Annotated in this window: 19 protein-coding genes and 1 tRNA gene; 16 read left to right on the top strand and 4 right to left on the bottom strand. The window is 71.8% G+C overall.

Annotation, left to right across the window (positions count from 1 at the left end; genetic code table 11):
• Window positions 1–27 precede the first annotated feature (27 nt).
• Together ACXET9_RS00100 and ACXET9_RS00095 are read right to left on the bottom strand one after the other, a co-directional pair.
• On the bottom strand, window positions 28–555 hold the full coding sequence (locus ACXET9_RS00100; RefSeq protein ID WP_457883719.1) for a MarR family winged helix-turn-helix transcriptional regulator: 528 nt from the start codon (window positions 553–555) through the stop codon (window positions 28–30).
• A gap of 54 nt (window positions 556–609) precedes the next feature.
• On the bottom strand, window positions 610–1,218 hold the full coding sequence (locus tag ACXET9_RS00095) for a TetR/AcrR family transcriptional regulator (protein WP_457883717.1): 609 nt from the start codon (window positions 1,216–1,218) through the stop codon (window positions 610–612).
• 224 nt (window positions 1,219–1,442) lie between these two features.
• Here ACXET9_RS00095 and ACXET9_RS00090 point away from each other — a divergent pair.
• The 3 genes from ACXET9_RS00090 (at window position 1,443) to ACXET9_RS00080 (ending at window position 4,042) form a co-directional block, all read left to right on the top strand.
• Window positions 1,443–1,514: transfer RNA gene (locus ACXET9_RS00090), tRNA-Gln, on the top strand.
• A gap of 57 nt (window positions 1,515–1,571) precedes the next feature.
• Window positions 1,572–3,065 carry a bifunctional UDP-N-acetylglucosamine diphosphorylase/glucosamine-1-phosphate N-acetyltransferase GlmU gene (glmU, locus tag ACXET9_RS00085; protein WP_457883715.1) on the top strand — a complete coding sequence of 498 codons (1,494 nt, stop codon included), beginning with the start codon at window positions 1,572–1,574 and terminating at the stop codon, window positions 3,063–3,065.
• Complete coding sequence (locus ACXET9_RS00080; RefSeq protein WP_457883713.1) at window positions 3,062–4,042, top strand: ribose-phosphate diphosphokinase; 981 nt, start codon at window positions 3,062–3,064, stop codon at window positions 4,040–4,042. Before glmU ends, ACXET9_RS00080 begins: the two co-directional genes overlap by 4 nt.
• A 213-nt stretch (window positions 4,043–4,255) precedes the next feature.
• Here the strand turns inward: ACXET9_RS00080 and ACXET9_RS00075 are convergent, their stop codons facing one another.
• Window positions 4,256–4,810, bottom strand: coding sequence for a hypothetical protein (locus tag ACXET9_RS00075; protein ID WP_457883711.1), 555 nt, complete (start codon window positions 4,808–4,810; stop codon window positions 4,256–4,258).
• Between the two features lie 447 nt (window positions 4,811–5,257).
• Between ACXET9_RS00075 and ACXET9_RS00070 the strand changes: the two genes are divergently transcribed.
• The 12 genes from ACXET9_RS00070 to ACXET9_RS00015 all read left to right on the top strand — a co-directional run bounded on the left by ACXET9_RS00070 (window position 5,258) and on the right by ACXET9_RS00015 (window position 19,489).
• Window positions 5,258–5,848 (top strand): 50S ribosomal protein L25/general stress protein Ctc, encoded by a 591-nt coding sequence (locus ACXET9_RS00070; RefSeq protein WP_457883710.1) that lies wholly within the window; start codon window positions 5,258–5,260, stop codon window positions 5,846–5,848.
• A gap of 214 nt (window positions 5,849–6,062) precedes the next feature.
• Window positions 6,063–6,677, top strand: coding sequence for an aminoacyl-tRNA hydrolase (pth, locus tag ACXET9_RS00065; protein WP_457883708.1), 615 nt, complete (start codon window positions 6,063–6,065; stop codon window positions 6,675–6,677).
• Window positions 6,674–10,231: a transcription-repair coupling factor gene (gene mfd / locus ACXET9_RS00060; protein WP_457883706.1), complete on the top strand. Its 3,558-nt coding sequence runs from the start codon at window positions 6,674–6,676 to the stop codon at window positions 10,229–10,231. The genes pth and mfd overlap by 4 nt, the downstream gene beginning before the upstream one ends.
• Window positions 10,228–11,097, top strand: coding sequence for a MazG nucleotide pyrophosphohydrolase domain-containing protein (locus ACXET9_RS00055; protein ID WP_457883704.1), 870 nt, complete (start codon window positions 10,228–10,230; stop codon window positions 11,095–11,097). Before mfd ends, ACXET9_RS00055 begins: the two co-directional genes overlap by 4 nt.
• A gap of 131 nt (window positions 11,098–11,228) precedes the next feature.
• Window positions 11,229–12,515, top strand: a complete 1,287-nt coding sequence (gene eno, locus ACXET9_RS00050) for a phosphopyruvate hydratase (RefSeq protein ID WP_457883702.1) — start codon at window positions 11,229–11,231, stop codon at window positions 12,513–12,515.
• Window positions 12,516–12,564: 49 nt separating this feature from the next.
• The gene (locus tag ACXET9_RS00045; RefSeq protein ID WP_457883700.1) at window positions 12,565–13,278 is read left to right on the top strand and encodes an FtsB family cell division protein; all 714 of its coding nucleotides are present in this window, start codon (window positions 12,565–12,567) and stop codon (window positions 13,276–13,278) included.
• A gap of 80 nt (window positions 13,279–13,358) precedes the next feature.
• Window positions 13,359–13,874, top strand: a complete 516-nt coding sequence (locus tag ACXET9_RS00040) for a DUF501 domain-containing protein (protein WP_457884950.1) — start codon at window positions 13,359–13,361, stop codon at window positions 13,872–13,874.
• Complete coding sequence (locus ACXET9_RS00035; RefSeq protein WP_457883698.1) at window positions 13,871–14,830, top strand: Ppx/GppA phosphatase family protein; 960 nt, start codon at window positions 13,871–13,873, stop codon at window positions 14,828–14,830. Before ACXET9_RS00040 ends, ACXET9_RS00035 begins: the two co-directional genes overlap by 4 nt.
• Before the next feature lie 163 nt (window positions 14,831–14,993).
• Entirely contained in the window at window positions 14,994–16,370 is a 1,377-nt protein-coding gene (locus tag ACXET9_RS00030) for an NAD(P)/FAD-dependent oxidoreductase (protein ID WP_457883696.1), read from the top strand.
• Window positions 16,371–16,657: 287 nt separating this feature from the next.
• On the top strand, window positions 16,658–17,491 hold the full coding sequence (nagB, locus tag ACXET9_RS00025) for a glucosamine-6-phosphate deaminase (RefSeq protein ID WP_457883694.1): 834 nt from the start codon (window positions 16,658–16,660) through the stop codon (window positions 17,489–17,491).
• A gap of 52 nt (window positions 17,492–17,543) precedes the next feature.
• Window positions 17,544–19,028 (top strand): NCS2 family permease, encoded by a 1,485-nt coding sequence (locus ACXET9_RS00020; protein WP_457883692.1) that lies wholly within the window; start codon window positions 17,544–17,546, stop codon window positions 19,026–19,028.
• Window positions 19,025–19,489: a MarR family winged helix-turn-helix transcriptional regulator gene (locus tag ACXET9_RS00015; RefSeq protein WP_457883691.1), complete on the top strand. Its 465-nt coding sequence runs from the start codon at window positions 19,025–19,027 to the stop codon at window positions 19,487–19,489. Before ACXET9_RS00020 ends, ACXET9_RS00015 begins: the two co-directional genes overlap by 4 nt.
• Before the next feature lie 148 nt (window positions 19,490–19,637).
• Here ACXET9_RS00015 and serC read toward each other — a convergent pair whose 3' ends face one another.
• Entirely contained in the window at window positions 19,638–20,801 is a 1,164-nt protein-coding gene (gene serC / locus ACXET9_RS00010) for a phosphoserine transaminase (protein WP_457883689.1), read from the bottom strand.
• Between the two features lie 224 nt (window positions 20,802–21,025).
• On the opposite strand from serC, the gene ACXET9_RS00005 reads away from it, so the two are divergent.
• Window positions 21,026–21,748 (top strand): demethylmenaquinone methyltransferase, encoded by a 723-nt coding sequence (locus tag ACXET9_RS00005; protein ID WP_457883687.1) that lies wholly within the window; start codon window positions 21,026–21,028, stop codon window positions 21,746–21,748.
• Window positions 21,749–21,835: the final 87 nt, after the last annotated feature.

Genomic DNA, 21,835 nt, shown 5'->3' with positions numbered 1-21,835 from the left:
GGCGGGGAGGGAGGGGGAGGGCGGGCTTCAGCCGCGGACGGGGTCGTCGGCCTCGAAGGTCAGCAGGAGGTCGCGGAGGATGGCCGCGAGCTCCGCGGCGCCCTGCGCCGGGAGGCCGGCGAGCAGCTCGCGCTCCGCCGCGAGGAGGCTCTCCATGGCGGCGTCGACCCGGGCGATGCCGTCGGGACGCAGGCGCACCTCGACGGCGCGGCCGTCGCGCGGGCTGCGGGACTTGGTGACGAGGCCGCGGGCGACGAGCTTGTCGATGCGCGTGGTCATGGTGCCGGAGGTGACCAGCGTCTGCTGCATGAGCGCGCCGGGGGAGAGGGCGTCGCCGCTGCGGCGCAGGGCCGAGAGCATGTCGAACTCCCAGCCGTCCAGGCCCGCGCCTGAGAAGGCGTCGCGGCGCGCGGTCTCGAGATAGCGCGACAGGCGCGAGATGCGCGAGAGCACCGCGAGGGGCGCGGTGTCGAGATCGGCGCGGGCCCGCGCCCAGCCGTCGATGATGCGGTCGACCTCGTCGAGAGGGCGGGGGTCGGCGGACGCGGGGGGCATGGAGCAGATTCTAGGCGAACGGGGCGGGGCGCCCGCGGCGAGGTCGACGGGGGCTCAGGACGGAGCGATGCCCCGCAGCACGGGCTTCCTCTCGATCGCCGAGAGGCCGAACCATGACAGGTTCACCATCCCGGCGGCCACCACCTCCTTGGACGGACGCCGGGTCTCGAGCCACCACTGGCCGGTGTAGGCGACCATGCCGACCAGCATCTGCGCATACATCGGGGCGTCGCGGGTGGGGTACGAGCGCAGCTTCAGCTGGGCGGCGAGGATGTCCTCCACCCGCCCGGCGACGTCGGTCAGCAGCGAGGAGAAGGTGCCGCCGCTCTGGCTGACGGGGGAGTCGCGCACGAGGATCCGGAAGCCGTCCTCGTTCTCGTCGATATAGGAGAGGAACGCCATCGCGGCGCGCTCCATGAGGACCCGCGGATGCGCGCGCTGGTCCTGCAGCGAGCGCTCGAGCGAGGCGAGGAGGGTGGAGACCTCGCGGTCGACGACCACGGCGTAGAGCCCCTCCTTGCCGCCGAAGTGCTCGTAGACGATGGGCTTGGACACCTTCGCGCGGGCGGCGATCTCCTCGACGCTCGCGGCGTCGAATCCCTTCTCGGCGAACAGCCGCCGCCCGATCACCACCAGCTGCTCGCGCCGCTCGCGGCCTGTCATCCTGGTCGCCCGAGCGGCCGTCCGCGCTCGGGGAGTGCCGTCCTTCGCCATGAGCGAAGTCTCGCACAGCGGCCCGACGCGCCCCTCCGGTGCGGTCCGACGGGACCCGCGGCGATAGGATCGGCCCGCGTCCCGGCCTGCTCCGGGTCCCCCGGATGCCGGTCCGGGGCGGCGCGAGCCCTGGATATCCGGGGAATCCCCGCCGTCCCGAGCACGGGACGCGGTCCGCCATGGTGTAATCGGCAACACCTCAGATTTTGGTTCTGAAGTTTCAGGTTCGAGTCCTGATGGCGGAACGACTCCGCGCCCGCGGAGCCGCAGCACACCACCGTCGAAACCGAGGAGCTGCCGACGTGGAATCGCCCGCACCCGCCGCTGTCGTCGTACTGGCCGCCGGCGCAGGGACGCGCATGAAGTCCCGCACCCCGAAGGTCCTGCACGAGATCGGGGGCCGATCCCTCCTGATCCACGCCGTCACCGCCGCCGAGGGGACGGGACCCGCCGAGCTCGTGGTGGTCCTCCGCCATGAGCGCGAGCGCGTCGCCGCGCACCTGACGGATCATGCCCCCGAGGTCGCCGTCGCCGATCAGGACGAGATCCCCGGCACCGGCCGCGCCGTCCAGTGCGGGCTCGAGAAGGTGGCGGCGACCGAGGGCACCGTGCTGGTGACCTACGGCGATGTGCCGCTGCTGGAGCCCGCCGCCCTGCGCCGCCTGGTGGCGGAGCACGAGGAGAACGGCGCCGCCGCGACGGTCCTCTCCGCCCGCGTCGAGGATCCGACCGGCTACGGCCGCATCCTCCGCAGCGCCGACGGGTCCGAGGTGCTCGGCATCGTCGAGCACAAGGATGCCACCGAGGAGCAGCTCGCGATCGACGAGATCAACTCGGGCATCTACGCCTTCGATCTCGCGGTGCTGCGCGATGCGCTCGGCCGCATCGGCACCGACAACGCGCAGGGCGAGATGTACCTCACCGACGTCCTGGCGATCGCCCGCGAGGACGGCCGCGTCGTGCGCGCCGTCGTCACCGACGATGCGCTGATGGTCGAGGGCGTCAACGACCGCGTGCAGCTCGCGCAGCTGGGCGCGGAGATGAACCGCCGCATCCTCGAGCGCCACATGCGCTCCGGCGTCACCGTCGTGGACCCGGCCACCACCTGGGTCGACGCCGACGTCGTGATCGGCCAGGACGCGATCCTGCTGCCCGGCGCGCAGCTCTACGGCGCGACCGACATCGGCGCGGAGGCCGTGATCGGCCCCGACACCACCCTGCGGGACACGGAGGTCGGCGAGGGCGCCGAGGTCGTCCGCTCGCACGCCGTGCTCGCCGTCGTCGGGGCAGGGGCGAACGTCGGCCCGTTCTCCTACCTGCGAGCCGGCACCGATCTGGGCGCCGGGGGCAAGATCGGCGGATTCGTCGAGACCAAGAACGCGCGGATCGGCGCCGGCGCGAAGGTGCCGCACCTGAGCTACGTGGGCGATGCCGAGATCGGCGAGGGCACGAACATCGGCGCCGCCACGATCTTCGCCAACTACGACGGCGTGGACAAGCACCGCACCACCGTCGGCAAGCATGTGCGCGTCGGCTCCGACAGCGTGCTGGTCGCGCCCGTGACGATCGGGGACGGCGCCGCGACCGGTGCCGGCACCGTCGTGCGCAAGGACGTCCCGGCCGGGGCGCTGGCCGTCAACGCCGTGACCCAGCGGAACGTGGAAGGATGGACCCTGCGCCGCCGTGCGGGGACCGCGGCCGACGAGGCCGCTCGCGCCGCCCTCGGCACCGCCGACGACGCAGGCAGCACCGGGGCGGACAGCGCCGAGCACAGCGAGGAGAACCAGCAACGATGAGCGGAATCGTCACCACGGGGGAGAAGCGGCTGGTCCTGGCCTCGGGTCGGGCCCATCCGGTCCTCGCCCAGGAGGTCGGGGAGGAGCTCGGGGTCGAGGTCCTCCCGATGGACGCCTGGGACTTCGCCAACGGCGAGATCTACGTGCGCTACGGCGAGTCCGTGCGCGGTGCGGACGTCTTCGTCCTCCAGTCGCATCCGGCGCCCATCAACACCTGGGTGATGGAGCACCTGATCATGATCGACGCGCTCAAGCGCGCGTCGGCCAAGCGCATCACGGCGATCGCGCCGAGCTTCCCCTACGCCCGGCAGGACAAGAAGCATCGCGGCCGCGAGCCGATCTCGGCCCGCCTGATGGCGGACCTGTACGAGACCGCCGGCGTCGACCGGATGATCTCGGTGGATCTGCACGCCCCGCAGGTCCAGGGCTACTTCGCCAAGCCCGTCGACCACCTGATGGCCCTGCCGATCCTCGCGACCTATGTGGCCGAGAAGTACGGCGACGAGGACATCACCGTGGTCTCCCCGGATGCGGGCCGCATCCGCGTGGCCGAGCAGTGGGCCAAGAAGCTCGGCGGCGCCGACCTCGCCTTCATCCACAAGTCCCGCGACAGGAGCCGCCCCAACCAGGCGGTGGCCAAGCGCGTCATTGGAGAGGTCGCGGGGAAGACCTGCGTCCTCGTCGACGACATGATCGACACCGCTGGCACCATCGTGCAGGCGATCGATGCTCTGCGCTCCAACGGCGCGGCCTCCGTGGTCGTGGCGACCACGCATCCGATCCTCTCGGATCCGGCGGCGGAGCGTCTGCGCGCCTCGGGCGTCCGCGAGGTCGTCTGCACCAACACCCTGCCGATCCCGGAGGACAAGCAGTTCGAGGAGCTCACGCAGCTCTCGATCGCCCCGCTGCTCGCCCGCGCGATCCGCGCGGTCTTCGACGACGGCTCGGTCACGAGCCTCTTCGACGGCGAGGTCTGAGCCGGATCATCGATCCGACGTCGAACCGACGGCCGTCGGCGGTCCGTCGGCCGCGCACGGGGTGCAGGAGCATCGCGACCCGGACGCGGCGGATGAGCACGAAGGAGCCCGCAGCCTCGAGGCTGCGGGCTCCTTCTGCATCCGGTGCCGGACCGGGCCGTGCGAGCGATCCCGGTGCGGTCGGCCGCCGTGCTGGGGCGACCGGCCCCGACCTCAGATGAGGTAGGGGGCCTTCTCGCCGACCAGCTTGCGCCACGGCTTGCCCAGCCCGACGTGGTCGCCGGCGCCGAGGCCGAGGATCGCGATGAGCAGCACGGCCATGATGACGTGGTCGTCCATGATCGGGTTGGTGGTCATCGGGAACGCGGCCAGATACATCATCAGGTACAGGACCGCGCCGGAGATGGCGCCGATGCGCTGACCGATGCCGAGGAGCATCGCGATGCCGATGCCGAACAGGCCGGCCATGAACAGGATGTTCGTGAAGGGATTCAGCGACAGCCAGAACTCCCAGAGGCCCGCGAAGGGATTGCCGCCCTCGATGGAACCGCCGAGGAATCCGGCAGTCGGGGAGCCGCCGTTGATCCAGGCCCGCTCGGAAGGAGTGGAGAATCCGAGTCCGAGCAGCTTGTCGAAGAATGCCCACAGGAAATAGAACCCGACGAGGATCCGGACGACGCCGAGAGCGGTGAAGCCCCAGGCGCGGGGAGCATCGGGGGTGCTCGCAGCAGTGGAGGAGGCGGTGGGAGCGGGGGTTGCGGTGGCCATGACGGCTGCCCTTCCGGGAGAGGCGATCCGGGTGATCGCTGGTCTTTCTGACAAGAACAACGGTAGGCGGGTATGACCAGCGGATTCCAGGACCAAGGTCATCGATCTCGGAATGCGGGCCACGGTCTGCGCGGGGGTCGCAGAATCTGTCGCATTCCGGTTCTCCGGCCCGTCGTCGACGTCTCCGGCGTCGCATTCGGATGCGCGGACGGCGGGCTCGGAAGGAAGGTGTGGGCGGGAGGCGCGGGCGACGATCGCCGCCGCGACGCCGGTCACCTCCGCTTCGGAGGCCCGGAAGCCCGTGCTAATGTCGCGAGGTCACTTCGGCGAGGGAGGGGCTCCATGCCTCCTCCGTGATCGACGCGGTGCGGTTCCTCGAGGCGCCCTGCGCATCCGGATGCCGTGGCGGCGGTCCTCGCCCCCGCATCCGTCTCCGAGGAGAATCCCATGGCTGAGAAGCTGAACGTCGAGCTGCGCGAAGAGTTCGGCAAGGGCGCCGCCCGCCGCATCCGCGCCGCCGCCAAGGTCCCCGCCGTCCTGTACGGCCACGGCACCGAGTCGCTGCATCTGGTGCTGCCGGGCCACGAGACCGCCCTGGCCGCCCGCAACGCCAACGCCCTGCTCGAGCTCGAGCTGCCCGACGGCACCTCGCACCTCGCCCTCATCAAGGAGATCCAGCGCCACCCGCTCAAGCGCTCGCTGGCTCACCTGGACCTCATCATCGTCCGCCGCGGCGAGAAGGTCGAGGTCGACATCCCCGTCCTCATCGTCGGCGAGCCCGTCTCCCCGGCGATCGCCGTGTTCGACCTGCAGTCCCTGACCGTCTCCGTGGACGCCCTGAACGTGCCGGAGTCCCTCGAGATCGACGTCGAGGGCGCCGAGGACGGCCGTCAGTTCCACGCGGGCGACGTGGCCCTCCCCGAGGGTGCCGAGCTCGTCACCGACGCCGAGGCCCTCGTGGTCGCGGTCAGCACGCCGCGCGGCACCGACGAGGATGAGGACGCCGCCGCCGAGGAGGAGACCGCCGAGGAGGCCTGAGCCCTCTTCTGAGCGCGCGACCGCGATCGCACAGGTCTGCCCCACGGGGCGCGCCTGCGACTGCGACGCGGATGCTCGTTCGTCACATCACCGCCTCCGGGGCGTCGCGCGTCGCGCGGCGCCCCGGTAGGTTCATCGGGGCCGTGCACGCCGCTCGTCGGCGAGCCGCGTGTTCCTCGGCCCGACCCCGTCCGCGCCGCTCGAGGAGGCTCCCATGAATCCGTCAGACCGCAGCTCGGGGACCCATCTGGTCGTGGGCCTGGGGAACCCCGGGGCGCAGTACGCCGCGACCCGGCACAACATCGGCCGCATGGTCATCGACCACATCGTCGCCGCCGCCGGCGGGAAGCTGTCCGCCGCGCGCCGCGCGCAGGCGCTCGTCCTCGAGGGGCGGCTCGGCATCCCCGGGGCCGACGAACGGGTCGTCCTGGCCGCGCCGACGACCTACATGAACACCTCCGGCGGCCCCGTCAAGGCGCTCGCCTCGTACTACGACATCCCGCCGGAGCGGATCGTCGTCGTCCACGACGAGGTCGACATCCCCTTCGATGCGGTCCGCCTCAAGCGCGGCGGCGGCGAGGGCGGCCACAACGGCCTGCGGGACATCTCCCGCGCCCTCGGCACCAAGGACTACCTGCGGGTGCGCGTCGGCGTCGGCCGTCCCGCGGGCGGCCGCGACACCGCCGACCATGTGCTCGCCCCCTTCACCTCCACCGAGCGCAAGTCCCTCGAGCTCCTGATCTCCGATGCCGCCGACGCCGTCGAGGACCTGATCCTGCAGGGGCTCACCGCCGCGCAGCAGCGCTACCACTCCCGCGAGGTCCGATGAGCGCCGTCCCCCCGCCCCTGGCTCCGCTGCTCGACCGCATCGCCGAGGGCCGCGACCTCACGGCCGTCCGCGCCCTCGTCGACGAGGGCACCGCGACCGGCGAGGGCGGCTCCGTCGTCGCCGCGACCGGGCTGACTCCCTTCCTGATCGCCGACCTGGCCCGCCGCGCGAGCGTCGAGCGGCCGCTCGTCGTCATCACCCCCACCACGCGCTCCGCCGAGGACGCCCGGGCGGCGCTCGCGGCGATGGTCGGCACCGACGGCCTCGCCGAGCTCCCGGCCTGGGAGACGCTCCCGCACGAACGGCTGTCCCCGCGCGCCGACACCGTCGCCCGACGTCTCTCGACGCTGCGCCGCATCGCGCATCCCGAGAGCGAGAAGGGCGTGAGCACGCTGCTGATGCCGGTGCGCTCGCTGCTGCAGCCGATCGCCGCCGGCCTCGGCGACCTGCAGTCCGTCCGGGCGGTCGTCGGCGACGAGCATCCGCTCGAGCAGCTCGAGCGCGAGCTCGTCGACGCCGCCTATGCGCGCGTCGACATGGTCGAGAAGCGCGGCGAGTTCGCCGTCCGCGGCGGCATCCTGGACGTCTTCCCGCCGACCGAGCCGCATCCGGTCCGCATCGACCTCTTCGGCGACGAGATCGACGAGGTGCGCTACTTCTCCGTCGCGGACCAGCGCTCCCTCGAGACCGTCCCGCACGGCCTCGACGCCCCGCCCTGCCGCGAGATCCTGCTGACCCCCGCGGTGCGCGAGCGCGCCCGGGCGATGGCCGAGGAGCTGCCGGGCGTCGCCGAGATGCTCGGCCGGATCGCCGCGGGCATCGCCGTGGACGGCATGGAGTCCCTCAGCCCCGTCCTCGTCGAGCGCATGGAGCAGGTCGCCGACGTGCTCCCGGCCGGTGCACGCTTCCTCGTGCTCGATCCCGAGAAGTGCCGCGCCCGCGCGCAGGAGCTGGTCGCGACGACCGACGAGTTCCTCGCCGCCGCCTGGTCCAGCGCCGCTGCGGGCGGCGGCCTGCCGATCGACGTGGGCGCCGCGAGCTTCGTGCCGCTGTCCGAGGCGAAGGCCCATGCGCGCGAGGGCGGGCGCCCCTGGTTCACCCTCGCCGCCTTCGGCCTGGACGCCGACGTCGACCTGACCGCCTCGGCGACCACGCATCCCGGATACTCCGGCAAGCCCGGGGACGCCGCGCAGGACCTCGAGCGCCGCCGCCGCGACGGCTGGACCGTCGTCGCCACCATGACCGGGCCCGGCGGAGCCCGCCACGCCGCGGAGAACCTGCGCGCCGAGGGCCTGCCGGCGGTGTTCGCCGCCGCGCTCGAGGAGCCGCCCCTCGCGGGGGAGGCGATCGTGACCGTCGGCCCCTTCGCCGACGGACTCGTCGACGAGGACCTCAGGCTCGTCCTCGCCGCCGAACGGGACCTGACCGGCAAGTCCGGCGCCCGCCGCGGCGAGGAGCGGCGCATCCCCTCGCGCCGGCGCAACGTCGTGGACCCGCTGCAGCTGCGGCCGGGCGACCACGTCGTCCACGCCCACCACGGCGTCGGCCGCTTCGTGGAGATGACCAGCCGCACCGTCGGCGCCGGCGCGAAGCGCACCACGCGCGAGTACCTCGTCATCGAGTACGCGCCCTCGAAGAAGGGCCAGCCCGGCGACCGCCTCTACGTGCCCAGCGACCAGCTCGACCAGGTCACCAAGTACGTCGGCGGCGAGGATCCCAGCGTCAACCGCATGGGCGGCGCCGACTGGGCGAAGACCAAGTCGAAGGCGCGCAAGGCGATCCGCGAGATCGCCGACGAGCTCGTGCGCCTGTACTCTGCGCGGCAGTCGGCCCCGGGCCATGCGTTCGCGCAGGACACGCCCTGGCAGCGCGAGCTCGAGGACGCCTTCGAGTTCGTCGAGACCCCGGACCAGCTCTCCACCCTCGACGACGTCAAGGGCGATATGGAGAAGCCGGTGCCGATGGACCGCCTGATCCTCGGCGACGTCGGCTACGGCAAGACCGAGATCGCCGTGCGGGCCGCCTTCAAGGCCGTCCAGGACGGCAAGCAGGTCGCCGTCCTCGCCCCCACGACGCTGCTCGCGCAGCAGCATCTGGAGACCTTCACCGAGCGCTACACCGGGTTCCCGGTGACCGTGCGCGGACTCTCGCGCTTCCAGAGCGCCGCCGACTCCGAGGCGACGGTCGCCGGCCTGCTCGACGGGAGCGTCGACGTGGTCATCGGCACCCACCGCCTGCTCACCGGACAGGTCCGCTTCAAGGACCTCGGCCTGCTGATCGTCGACGAGGAGCAGCGCTTCGGCGTCGAGCACAAGGAGACCCTGAAGGCCCTGCGCACCGATGTCGACGTGCTCGCCATGTCGGCGACGCCCATCCCGCGCACCCTCGAGATGGCCGTCACCGGCATCCGCGAGATGTCGATCCTCGCGACCCCGCCGGAGGAGCGCCATCCGGTGCTCACCTACGTCGGCGCCGAGGACGACAAGCAGGTCACCGCCGCGATCCGGCGCGAGCTGCTGCGCGAGGGCCAGGTCTTCTACATCCACAACCGCGTCGAGGACATCGATCGCGTCGCCGCCCGGCTGCGCGAGCTGGTCCCCGACGCGCGCGTCCAGGTGGCCCACGGCAAGATGAACGAGAACCAGCTCGAACGGGTGATCGTGGACTTCTGGGAGCGCGAGTTCGACGTCCTGGTCTGCACGACGATCGTCGAGACCGGCCTGGACATCGCCAACGCGAACACCCTCATCGTCGAGAACGCGGACAGGTTCGGCCTCTCGCAGCTGCACCAGCTGCGCGGGCGCGTCGGCCGCTCGAGCGAGCGCGCCTACGCGTACTTCCTCTACGACGGCTCCAAGCCGCTGACCGAGACCGCCCACGATCGGCTCACCACCCTCGCCACGAACACCGACCTCGGCGCGGGCATGCAGGTGGCGATGAAGGACCTCGAGATCCGCGGAGCGGGCAACCTGCTCGGCGGCGAGCAGTCCGGCCATATCGCCGGGGTCGGCTTCGACCTGTACGTGAGGATGGTGGGGGAGGCGGTCGCGGCCTTCCGCGGCGAATCCGCCGCCCCGGAGAAGGACATCCGCGTCGAGCTGCCGCTGGACGCCCACGTCCCCCACGACTACATCTCCTCCGAGCGGCTGCGCCTCGAGGCCTACTCGAAGCTGTCCGCCGTCCGCGAGGCCTCCGAGATCGAGCAGATCCGGGAGGAGCTCTCCGACCGCTACGGCGCCCCGCCCGCCCCGGTGGAGATGCTGCTGGAGGTGGCCCGCTTCCGCATCGACGCGCGCGCCGCCGGGATCGACGAGATCCAGGCCCAGGGGAAGATGATCCGCTTCGCGCACCTCGAGCCCGCGGACTCTGTGGCCATGCGGATGAAGCGCCTCCACCCGGGGACCCTCATCAAGCCGGCCGTCCGCCAGGTCCTCGTGCCGCGACCCATGACCTCCCGCTTCGGGGGCACCGAGCTGCGCGACCGCGAGCTGCTGGACTGGGCGCGCGAGGTGATCCGCACCCTGGTCCCGTCCTCGGTAGCCTCGTCCTCGTGACCGCATCCGACCGCCCCGTCGATCCTGCCGATCCTGCAGCGCCCGCTGCACCTGCTGCGTCAGCTGAGTCCGCCGGCTCCGCCGGGCTCGACGAGCCGGCGAGCGACGGGGCGCCGCGCGGAGCCGCGCTGCTGCGCGCCGTCGAGGTGATGGAGGCGCTACGCGCACCCGACGGCGACGCGTGGACGCGTCAGCAGACCCACTCCTCGCTCGCCCGCTACCTCCTCGAGGAGACCCATGAGGTGCTCGAGGTGATCGACGACCCGGCCGCGCACGGTCCGTCGGCGCTCGCCGACGAGCTCGGGGACCTGCTCTTCCAGATCCTCTTCCACGCCCGCATCGGGCAGGAGGAGGACCCGGCGTGGGACGTCGACGACGTCGCCCGCTCCTTCGTCGCGAAGATGGAGCGGCGCAACCCGCACGTCTTCGGCGCAGACCGCTCCGCGGCCCTCGAGGACCGCGAGGACGTCGAGCAGATCGTCGCGCAGTGGCACGCGGTCAAGGCGGCGGAGAAGGCCGCGAGGAGGGCCGCCGCGGGAGTCGGGTCCGTCGATCCCGCGCCGGCCGACGAGCCCGCGCCGGCCGACGATCCCGACGCGCCCGATGCGGCCGCGGAGTGGGCGGAGGGGATCCCGGCGCGGCTGCCCGCCCTGCAGACCGCCGCCAAGATCGTCCACCGGGCGCGCTCCGCCGGGCGCCTCGAGGAGCTGCGCGCGCTCGCCGACGACGTCGAGGGCGCCCCTGATCCGGAGGACGCGGATCTCGGACGGGCCCTGCTCGATCTCGTGATCTCCGCGGAGGCCCGGGACACGGATCCCGAGACCGCGCTGCGCGCGCTCCTCGCCCGGATGACCGGTTCCCGGTAGCCTCGCTCCGGACCCTGCGCCGTCCGGGACCCGACGTCCGGCTCGCCGCCTCCCGCCACCGCCTAGACTGTCGGAGGTGGGTCAGCGCCGACCGGCCATGCCCGAACACCATCCTCTGGAAGGAACAGCTCATGGCAGCTCTCATCGATGCCGTCCACGCCCGCGAGATCCTCGACTCCCGCGGAAACCCGACCGTCGAGGTGGAGGTGCTCCTCTCCGACGGCACCTTCGCCCGCGCCGAGGTCCCCTCGGGCGCCTCCACCGGCGCCTTCGAGGCCGTCGAGCGCCGTGACGGCGACAAGGGCCGCTACCTGGGCAAGGGTGTCGAGGAGGCCGTCCGCGCCGTCATCGACGACCTCGGCCCCGTGGTCGTCGGCTACGACGTCCAGGAGCAGCGCGCGATCGACCAGGCCATGATCGAGGCCGACGGGACCAAGAACAAGGGCTCCATCGGCGCCAACGCCATCCTCGGCGTGTCCCTCGCCGTGGCCAAGGCCGGTGCCGACTCCGCCGGCGTCCCGCTCTACCAGTACCTGGGCGGCCCCAACGCGCACGTCCTGCCCGTGCCGATGATGAACATCCTCAACGGCGGCTCCCACGCGGACTCCAACGTCGACATCCAGGAGTTCATGATCGCTCCGATCGGCGCGGAGTCCTTCCGCGAGGCTCTGCGCGTCGGCGCCGAGGTCTACCACGCGCTGAAGGCGGTCCTCAAGGAGCGCGGCCTGAACACCGGCCTGGGCGACGAGGGCGGCTTCGCGCCGAACCTCGAGTCCAACCGTGCGGCTCTCGACCTCATCGTCGAGGCCATCGGCAAGGCCGGCTACGAGGCCGGCAAGGACGTCGCCCTGGCGCTGGACGTCGCGGCCTCCGAGTTCCACAACGAGGACGGCACCTACCAGTTCGAGGGCGTCGCCAAGACCTCGGCCGAGATGACCGCCTACTACGCCGAGCTCGTCGCCGACTACCCGCTGGTCTCGATCGAGGACCCGCTGGACGAGGAGGACTGGGCCGGCTGGAAGACCATCACCGACGAGCTCGGCACCAAGGTCCAGCTCGTGGGCGACGACCTGTTCGTCACCAACCCCGAGCGCCTCGGCCGCGGTATCGAGGAGGGCTCCGCCAACGCGCTGCTGGTGAAGGTCAACCAGATCGGCTCGCTGACCGAGACCTTCGACGCCGTGGAGCTCGCGCACCGCGCCGGCTTCAAGGCGATGATGTCCCACCGCTCCGGCGAGACCGAGGACACCACCATCGCCGACCTGGCCGTCGCGACCAACTGCGGCCAGATCAAGTCCGGCGCCCCCGCCCGCGGCGAGCGCGTGAACAAGTACAACCAGCTGCTGCGCATCGAGGAGGAGCTGGACCAGGCGGGCGTCTACGCCGGCGCCTCCGCGTTCCCGCGCTTCTCGGCCTGACCGGGCCCCGCCTGGGACCGGTCCCGGTCCCAGGCGGTAGCCTTTCGGCATGACTTCGAGACGACCGGGCGCCCCGCGAGCTGCGAGGCGCCCGGTCGCCGCATCCGGGGGGCGTCGCACCCCGGCGCGGCGCAGCTCCTCCCGTGCCGCGGGCTCGCCCCGCGGCTCCTCCGCCTCCTCGGGAGCGACCGGATCGTCGGCCTCCGCACGAGGCCCCGCGGCCGCCGCACGGCCGCGCTCCGCGGTCTCGTCGGGCGCCGCCGACGACGGTCCCGGCATCACGATCACCCGCCGCACCCTGGTGCTGGTCTCGCTCATCGTGATCGCGCTCGCGGCGCTCGTGCCGGCGGTCAACTCGTACGTCGCCCAGCGTCAGCAGCTGGCGAGCCTGCGGACGCAGGTCGACACCCAGCAGAGCGACGTCGAGGACCTCCAGGCCCAGGTCGACCGCTGGGAGGACCCGGCCTACGTCGCCGCGCAGGCGCGTGAGCGGCTGCTCTTCGCGATGCCGGGGGAGACCCAGTACCGGCTGACGGACACCTCCGGAGAGGACGTCCCCCTCACGGAGGACGAGCAGGCCGCCGAGACCGCGACCCGGCAGGAGTGGTTCTCCGCGCTGTGGAGCAGCGTCGAGGGCGCCAGCCGTCTGACCCCCGAGGACATCCCCGACAGCGACGGGACCGGCGAGGACGACGCCCCGACCGGTTCCGACACCACCGACACCACCGACGACTCCCAGGACACCGAGGACACCGCCCAGTGAACGCCGACAGCAGCACCGCGACGGAGGCCCTGCCCCCGCTGCCCTTCGAGACCCCCGCCACCGCGACCGATCTCGCCACGATGCGCGAGCAGCTCGGCCGCGACATGCGCGGCGTCGTCTCCGTCGCCCGCCGATGCGGGTGCGGACGCCCCGCCGTCGTGCGCACGCGCCCGCGGCTCGAGGACGGGACGCCGTTCCCCACCTCTCTCTATCTGACCCTGCCGTGGCTCACGCTGGAGATCTCGCGCATCGAGGCGACGGGGACGATGGCCGAGCTGACGGAGCGACTGGCCGCCGACGAGGAACTCGCCGCCGAGTACCGCCTCGCGCACGTGCGCTATCTCCAGCGCCGCGACGAGCTCGGGACGGCCGAGGAGGTCGCGGAGGTCAGCGCCGGCGGCATGCCCGTGCGCGTCAAGTGCCTGCACGCCCTCGCCGGTCAGGCCCTCGCCGAGGGGCCCGGCGTGAATCCGATCGCCGACGAGGTCCTCGCCTCGATCGACGGCGGGACCGATCTCGTGTGCCGGTGCGACGAGTCCGCCGCGGCGGACGATGCCGCGACGGACGATGCCGCGGTCGAGGGGGAGGGCCGATGACCGGGGCCGTCGCCGCGATCGACTGCGGGACCAACTCGATCCGGCTCCTCATCGCCCGGCGGGACCCTGCGACGGGAGCCTCGATCGAGCTCGAGCGTCGCCTGGAGATGGTGCGGCTCGGCTACGGCGTCGACCGCACCGGCCGCTTCGACCCCGCGGCGGTGGAGCGGACCCTCGAGGCCGCGCGCGGCTACGCCGCGCTGATCGCCGAGCACGACGTGCGGTCGATCCGCTTCGTGGCCACCTCGGCGACCCGCGACGCATCGAACCGCGATGTGTTCATCGACGGGGTCCGCGAGATCCTCGGTACGACCCCCGAGGTCATCAGCGGCCAGGAGGAGGCCGCGCTGTCCTTCCGCGGCGCCGTGTCGACCGTCTCCGGCCTCCCCGCAGGGCCGCGGCTCGTGATCGACATCGGCGGCGGATCCACCGAGCTCGTGCTCGGCGAGGATGCGCCGGAGGCGCGCATCAGCACGAACATGGGCTCCGTGCGCCTGACGGAACGGCATCTTCGCTCGGACCCGCCGACGGCGGAGGAGATCGCCGCGGCGACAGCCGACGTCGACGCGCTGCTCGACGAGGCCTTCGCCGCGGTTCCCGTCGAACGCACCCGCGCTCTCGTCGGCGTCGCCGGAACAGTGACGACCATCACGGCGGTCGCGCAGGGGCTCGAGACCTACGAGCCCGACGTCACGCACGGGGCGGACCTCGGGATCGAGGACACGATCGCGGTGTGCGAGCGGGTGCTCGGCATGACGCGCGAGGAGCGGGCGGAGCTGCGCATCATCCACCCCGGTCGGCTCGATGTGATCGGCGCCGGGGCTCTGATCTGGGCACGCGTGCTGCGCAGGGTCGCGGAGACCGCGGGGATCGACCGCGTCCGCACGAGCGAGCATGACATCCTCGACGGCATCGCGCTGGGCGAGCTGGACCGGATCGCGGGCGCAGCAGGCTGAACGACGAGGGGTCCGGGGGCGATTCCGGGGCGTCCTGCATCGACCTCCGGCACCCTGCGAGGGGCGCAGCAGGGCCCGCGGAGCGGCTCGGGAGCGGTTTCCGGGCTGTCCACGACTCATCCTGCGTTTTGGACTAGCGGGGGGTCGGTCCTAGGCTGAGCGTATGAACACCACCTTCGGCGGAAAGCCCCATGTCCTGATCCTCGGCGGCGGGTCGGTCGGCCTGACGGCCGCGTCCGAGCTGCGCAAGACCCTCGGCTCGGAGGTGGCGATCACGGTCGTCGACCCGCGTCCGTACATGACCTACGCCCCCTTCCTCCCCGAGGTCGGCGCCGGCAGCATCGACCCCCGCAACGTCCTCGCGCCCCTGCGCAAGGTCCTCGCCGGCACCAAGGTCGTCACCGGTTCGGTCACCGCGATCCGCAGCTCGGAGAACGTCGTGGTCGTCACCACCGAGGACGACTCCCAGCTCGAGATCGCCTACGACTACCTGGTCGTCGGCCTCGGCGCCGTCCCGCGTCTGCTCCCGATCCCCGGCCTGGCCGAGAACGCCATCGGCTTCAAGCAGGTCGAGGAGGCCATCGCGGTGCGCGACCGCATCCTCGCGAACCTCGCGGAGGCGGCCTCCACCAAGGATCCGCAGACCCGCAAGCGCCTGCTCACCTTCACCTTCATCGGCGGCGGCTTCGCCGGCGGCGAGGCCATCTCCGAGGCCGAGGACATGGTGCGCGACGCGCTGCGCTACTACCCCGACCTCCACGCCTCGGACATCCGCTTCGTGCTGATCGACGCCGCGCCGTTCGTCTTCCCGGAGCTCACCGAGGACCAGCGCGCCTACGTCCTCAACCAGCTGCGCGAGCGCGGCATCGAGGTCAAGCTCGAGACCTTCCTGAACTCCGCCGAGAACGGCGTCATCAAGACCAGCGACGGCGACGAGTTCGAGTCCGACCTGCTGGTGTGGAACGCCGGTGTGAAGCCGAACCCGCTGCTGTCCGACGACGAGAGCTCCGATCTGCCCGTCGTCACCGAGCGCGGCCCGCTCATGGGCAAGCTCGACGTCCTCGCGGATCTGCGCGTCAACGGCGCCGAGGGCCCGATCGACAACGTCTTCGCCGCCGGCGACTGCGCCGCCGTCCCGGATCTCGCTTCGGGCGAGGGCAAGTTCTGCCCGCCCAACGCCCAGCATGCGGTGCGTCAGGGCAAGCGCGTGGCGGACAACATCGCCCGCTCCGTCCAGGGCCGTCCGCTCGTGGACTACTACCACAAGAACCTCGGCGTCATGGCGACCCTGGGCCTCTACAAGGGCGTGGGTCGCCTGAACGTGGGCGACAAGGAGATCGACCTCCGCGGTCTGCCGGCGTGGGCTGCGGCGCGCGCCTACCACGTCTACGCGATGCCGACGCTGGGCCGCAAGGCCGCCGTCATCGCCGGCTGGGCGGCGAACCTCGTCTCCCGCCGCGACATCATCGGCATCCCGCAGTCGGAGGAGCCGCGCGCGGCCTTCGAGCTCGCCGCGAACTCGGGCCCGAAGAAGAAGTGATGCAGGGCGCCGAGCACGGCGCCGCCCGGGCCTGAGGCCCGCAGGGCGAAGGACCCCCGGTCGATACGGCCAGGGGGTCCTTTCTGCATGCGCCCGAGGGAACGCGCAGGCGGTCGTGCGCGAGCGATCGCCGGCGTCCCGTGAGGAGCAGCGGTCCGACGGTTCCTGGCCCCTGCCGGCAGAGCTCCCCGTCCCTGACGTACGATGTGAGTGAATGCGCTCGTATCGCGATCACATCGAGCAGTATCAGTCATTCGGGCGCAGGGCCCGGAGAGGATGGAGGAGCTATGGAGATCGTCATCGTCGCCGACGCCGCGGAGGGCGCCGTCGCCGTCGCGGACGTGTTCGAGCAGGCGATCCGGGAGGCAGGGGACGCGGGCCTCGTGCTGGGGCTGGCCACCGGGTCGTCTCCCGTCGCCGCCTATCAGGAGCTCATCCGCCGGCATCGGGAGGAGGGGCTCAGCTTCGCGCACGCGCGCGCCTTCCTGCTCGACGAGTACGTCGGACTCGCGGCGGACCATGAGCAGAGCTACGCCCGCTTCATCCGCGAGAACCTCACCAGCCACATCGATATCGATGATGCGGCGGTGGCCTCGCTCGACGGCACCGCCGCGGACCCCTCGAGCGAAGCGGCCCGCTATGACCGCTCCATCGCCGAGGCCGGCGGCGTGGACCTCCAGATCCTGGGGATCGGCTCCAACGGGCACATCGCCTTCAACGAGCCCGGCAGCTCGCTGGCCTCCCGCACCCGCCAGGCCGCGCTGACCCGTCGCACGATCGAGGACAACGCCCGCTTCTTCGACAGCCCGGAGGACGTCCCCGTCCGTGTGCTCACGCAGGGCCTCGGCACCGTAAGCGAAGCGCGCCGCATCGTGCTGACCGCGACCGGCGCGGGCAAGGCGGAAGCGGTCGCACATCTCGTCGAAGGCGCCATCAGCTCCCGCTGGCCCGCGACCGCGCTGCAGCTGCACCCGGACGTCACGATCGTCATCGACGAAGCCGCCGCCTCCCAGCTCGAGCTGGCCGAGGACTACCGCTTCGCCCGCGAGATCCTCGGCGCCCGCTCCTCGGTCCCGCCCGTCATCCCGTCCGACGTCCCGCCGGGCGGACGTCACAGCTGAGAGGCCCTTCCCGGGAGGGCGGGGTCGGCCTGCGGCCGATACCATTCGCAGCATGCAGGCTGACCCCTCCTCCCCGGCCGTGAAGGCCCCCGCCAATGCGCTCGACCGCTACTTCGGCATCTCCGCCAAGGGCTCGAGCGTCGCCCGCGAGATCCGCGGCGGTCTCGTGACCTTCTTCGCGATGTGCTACATCGTGGTGCTGAACCCCCTCATCATCGGCACAGTCCCCGATTCCACCGGTCGCTACCTCGGCGGCGGCACCGAGCCGAACCTGGCGGCCGTGGCCGCGGGCACGGCCCTCATCGCCGGCGTCCTCTCGATCTTCATGGGCGCGTGGGCCAAGTTCCCCCTCGCCCTCGCAGCAGGCCTGGGCCTGAACGCCTTCCTCGCCTATTCCGTGGTCTCCCTGCCGGGCATGACCTGGGGCGGGGCCATGGGGCTGGTCGTGATCGAGGGCGTCCTGGTCCTGATCCTCGTCCTGACCGGCTTCCGCAAGGCTGTGTTCGACGCGGTCCCCACCTTCATGAAGACCGCGATCAGCGTCGGCATCGGCCTGTTCATCGCCTTCATCGGCCTGTACAACGCCCGCTTCGTCACGACCGCCGTCGGCACCCCCATCCAGCTGGGAGGCGACGGATCGCTGTACGGGTGGCCGATCCTCGTGTTCATCGTCGGCCTCGTGGTGATGCTGCTGCTGTGGGTGCGCAAGGTCCCCGGCGCCATCCTCATCGCGATCGTCGTGGCGACGTTGGTCTCGATCCTCCTCGAGCAGGTCCTCCATCTCGGCGCCTATGCGGGCGCGACCGAGGAGTCCGCGGGCAACCCCTACGGCTGGAGCATGAACGTGCCGTCCCTGGATGGCTTCCCCATCCAGGTCCCCGACTTCTCCACCCTCTTCACCGTCGATCCGATCGGCGGCTTCACCGCCGTCGGCGTCGTCGGCGCGAGCGTCATCGTGTTCTCGCTGCTGCTGGCGGACTTCTTCGACACCATGGGCACCATGGTCGCCGTCGCCTCCGAGGGCGACCTCATCGACGAGGACGGCGAGATCGAGCACTCCCAGCGGATCCTCGTGGCCGACTCGGTCGGCGCGATCGCCGGCGGCGTCGGCGGCGTCTCCTCCAACACGAGCTTCGTCGAGTCCACCTCCGGCGTCGCCGACGGCGCGCGCACGGGCCTCGCCGCCGTCGTCACGGGCATCGCCTTCCTGCTGGCCACGCTCTTCTCGCCGCTGGTCGCGATGGTGCCCTACGAGGCGGCGACCCCGGCGCTGGTCATGGTCGGCTTCCTGATGATGACCCAGGTGACGTCGATCGACTTCACGGATCTGGAGAAGGGCATCCCCGCCTTCCTGACGATCATCCTGATGCCCTTCACCTACTCGATCACGGTGGGCATGGGAGCGGGCTTCATCATGTACGTGCTGATCCTGCTGGTGCGCGGGAAGGCGCGCCAGATCCACTGGCTCATGTATGTCATCGCCGGCCTGTTCATCGTCTACTTCCTCCGCGGCGCGATCGAGAGCCTGGTGCTGTGAGCGCCGTCGGCGGCGCGGGCGAGCCGGTTCCGCCGGAGGACGCGGAGCTCGCGGCGCAGCTGCGGGCGGTCCTGCTGGTCTCCTCCCGGATCCTGCGCACCCGCACCGCCGACGACGACGTCTCGGCGTCGCAGTTCTCGGTGCTCGCCTATCTGCATCGCAACGGCGCCTCCACGCCCGGTGCGATCGCCGCCTTCGAGCACGTCTCGCCTCCGGTCATGACACGCATGCTCGGCCGTCTCGAGAAGGAGGGGCTCGTCGTCCGCAGTGCGCACCCGGACGACGGCCGGCAGGTGCTCGCATCGCTCACCGAGCGCGGGCACGAGGTCGTCGTGCAGGGCCGCCGGGAGCGGGACGCGTGGCTGAGCACGCGGATCGGCGACATCAGCGAAAAGGAGCGCCGCACGCTCCGGGAGGCCGCGCACATCCTGCGACGCTCCTTCATCGGCCGTCCCGACTGACGCGCTCTCCGACCCATCGTCCGCGGCGCTCGCCCGCGCAGCGCACGGCGGACGCCCGGACGACGAAGGGCTGGGACTCCCTGCAGGGAGTCCCAGCCCTTCGTCGCGTCACCGGACGTCTGCCCGGTCGGCGATCAGCAGCTGCCGGTCACGCGTCCGCGGAGGCGTCCAGGACGTGATCCAGGACGGCCACCAGAGCGCGGACGTCCTCCTCGGGAGTCGCCGGGAAGGTGGCGATGCGCAGCTGGTTGCGACCGAGCTTGCGGTAGGGGTCGATGTCGACCACGCCATGGGCGCGGAGCACCGCGGTGATCGCCGAGGCATCGATCGCATCGTCGATGTCGATCGTCGTGATCACCTGCGAGCGCGCCGCAGGATCGGCGACGAACGCCGTCGTCTCCGCACGACGCTCCGCCCACGCGTGCAGGATGCCGCTGGTGGCCTTCGTGCGCGCGTCGGCCCACGCCAGGCCGCCCTGTCCGTTCAGCCAGTCGATCTGATCGGCGAGCATCGCGAGCGTCGCGACGGCGGGCGTGTTCAGCGTCTGGTCCTTGCGCGAGTTGTCGATCGCGGAGGTCAGGGACAGGAAGGCCGGAACCCAGCGGTCGCCGGCCGCTTCGAGGCGCTGCGCGCGCTCGATGGCGGCGGGGGAGAGGATCGCGATCCACAGGCCGCCGTCCGAGGCGAAGGCCTTCTGCGGGGCGAAGTAGTAGGCGTCCGTCTGCGCGATGTCGGTGGCGATGCCACCGGCGGCGGACGTCGCGTCCACCAGGACCAGCTGGTCGGCTCCGGCGCCCTCGGGACGGAGCACGGGCACCATGACGCCGGTCGAGGTCTCGTTCTGGGGCCAGGCGTAGGCGTCGACATCGGCGGCGGCCTCGGGGACCGGGAGCGATCCGGGGTCGACGGAGATCACCTGCGGCGCCTCCAGGTGCGGGGCGTTGCGGGTCTCGGTCGCGAACTTCTGCGAGAACTCGCCGAGCACGAGATGCTGGGCGCGCTTCTCGACGAGGGAGATGGCCGCGACATCCCAGAAGGCGGTCGAGCCGCCGTTGCCGAGGACGACCTCGTAGCCCTCGGGGAGCGAGAACAGGTCGGCGAGGCCGGCGCGCACGCGGCCCACCAGCTGCTTGACGGGCTTCTGCCGGTGGGAGGTGCCCAGCACGGAACGGTAGGTGGTCGCCAGCGCATCGACCTGCTCGTCGCGGATCCGGGACGGACCGGCGCCGAATCGACCGTCCGCGGGCAGCAGCTCCTGGGGGATGGTCAGGGCGCGGATGGTCTCGGCGCGCGCGGTGCGGGCATCGCTCATCGTGGTTCTCCTCGGGGTTCGGCGGCCGACGTGTCCGATGCGTCGTCCGCGGGCACCACCATCCTGCCAGCGACCGCCCGCCGACGAGGACCTTGGTCCAGCGGAGCGTTCACATGCCGTCCCGCAGGCGGCGCGGACCGGCCTTCTCCATGGGCGTCGTCACAGCGCCGTCCACGCGCTCGGATGCGTCGATGCGGCGCCCCGTGTTCTGGCAGGATCGGACCATGAGCCGCGCTGATCTCGACAAGAAGCCCTACGACGTCGCCGGGATGTTCGACAGCATCGCCGCGCGCTACGACATCACCAACGACGTCGCGGCGCTGGGCCAGGTGCGGATGTGGCGCGCGGCCATGGTGGATTCGCTGGGCCTCGGCCCGGGATCCGAGGTCCTCGACCTGGCGGCCGGTACGGGCACGTCGAGCGCCGCCATCGCCGACGCCGGTGCCCGCGTGGTCGCCGCCGACTTCTCGCTGGGGATGATGGCTGAAGGCCGGCGCCGCGGCGCACCGGTCCCGTTCGTCGGAGCGGACGCGCAGCACCTCCCCTTCGCCGACGACTCCTTCGACGCGGCCGTCATCTCCTTCGGCCTGCGCAACGTCCAGCAGCCGAAGCTCGCCCTCGCCGAGATGACGCGGGTCGTGCGTCCCGGCGGACGGGTCGTGGTCTGCGAGTTCTCGACGCCCGCATCCCGGATGATCCGCACCGTGTACGAGAAGTACCTGCTGCGGGCTCTGCCCGCGGTCGCCCGCCGCGTGGCCACGAGCTCCGACGCCTACGACTACCTCGCCGAGTCGATCCTGGACTGGCCCACGCAGGAGCAGCTCAAGGGCTGGTTCCTCGAGACGGGACTCGAGAAGGTCCAGTACCGCAACCTCACCGGGGGGATCGTCGCGCTGCATCGGGGCATCGTCCAGGGCGCCGATGACGAGGCTGCTCTCGCGGGGTGAGGGCCGGGGAACAGCCCGTTCAGCTCATCAGCCGCTTCCCCTTCACGCATGAAGGGCTCCTGACCTGCAGTGATGCAGCGTTCCGGG

The organism is Brachybacterium netajii (SeqCode) (assembly GCF_054114245.1).
This window is presented reverse-complemented; position numbering and strand designations above follow the sequence as displayed.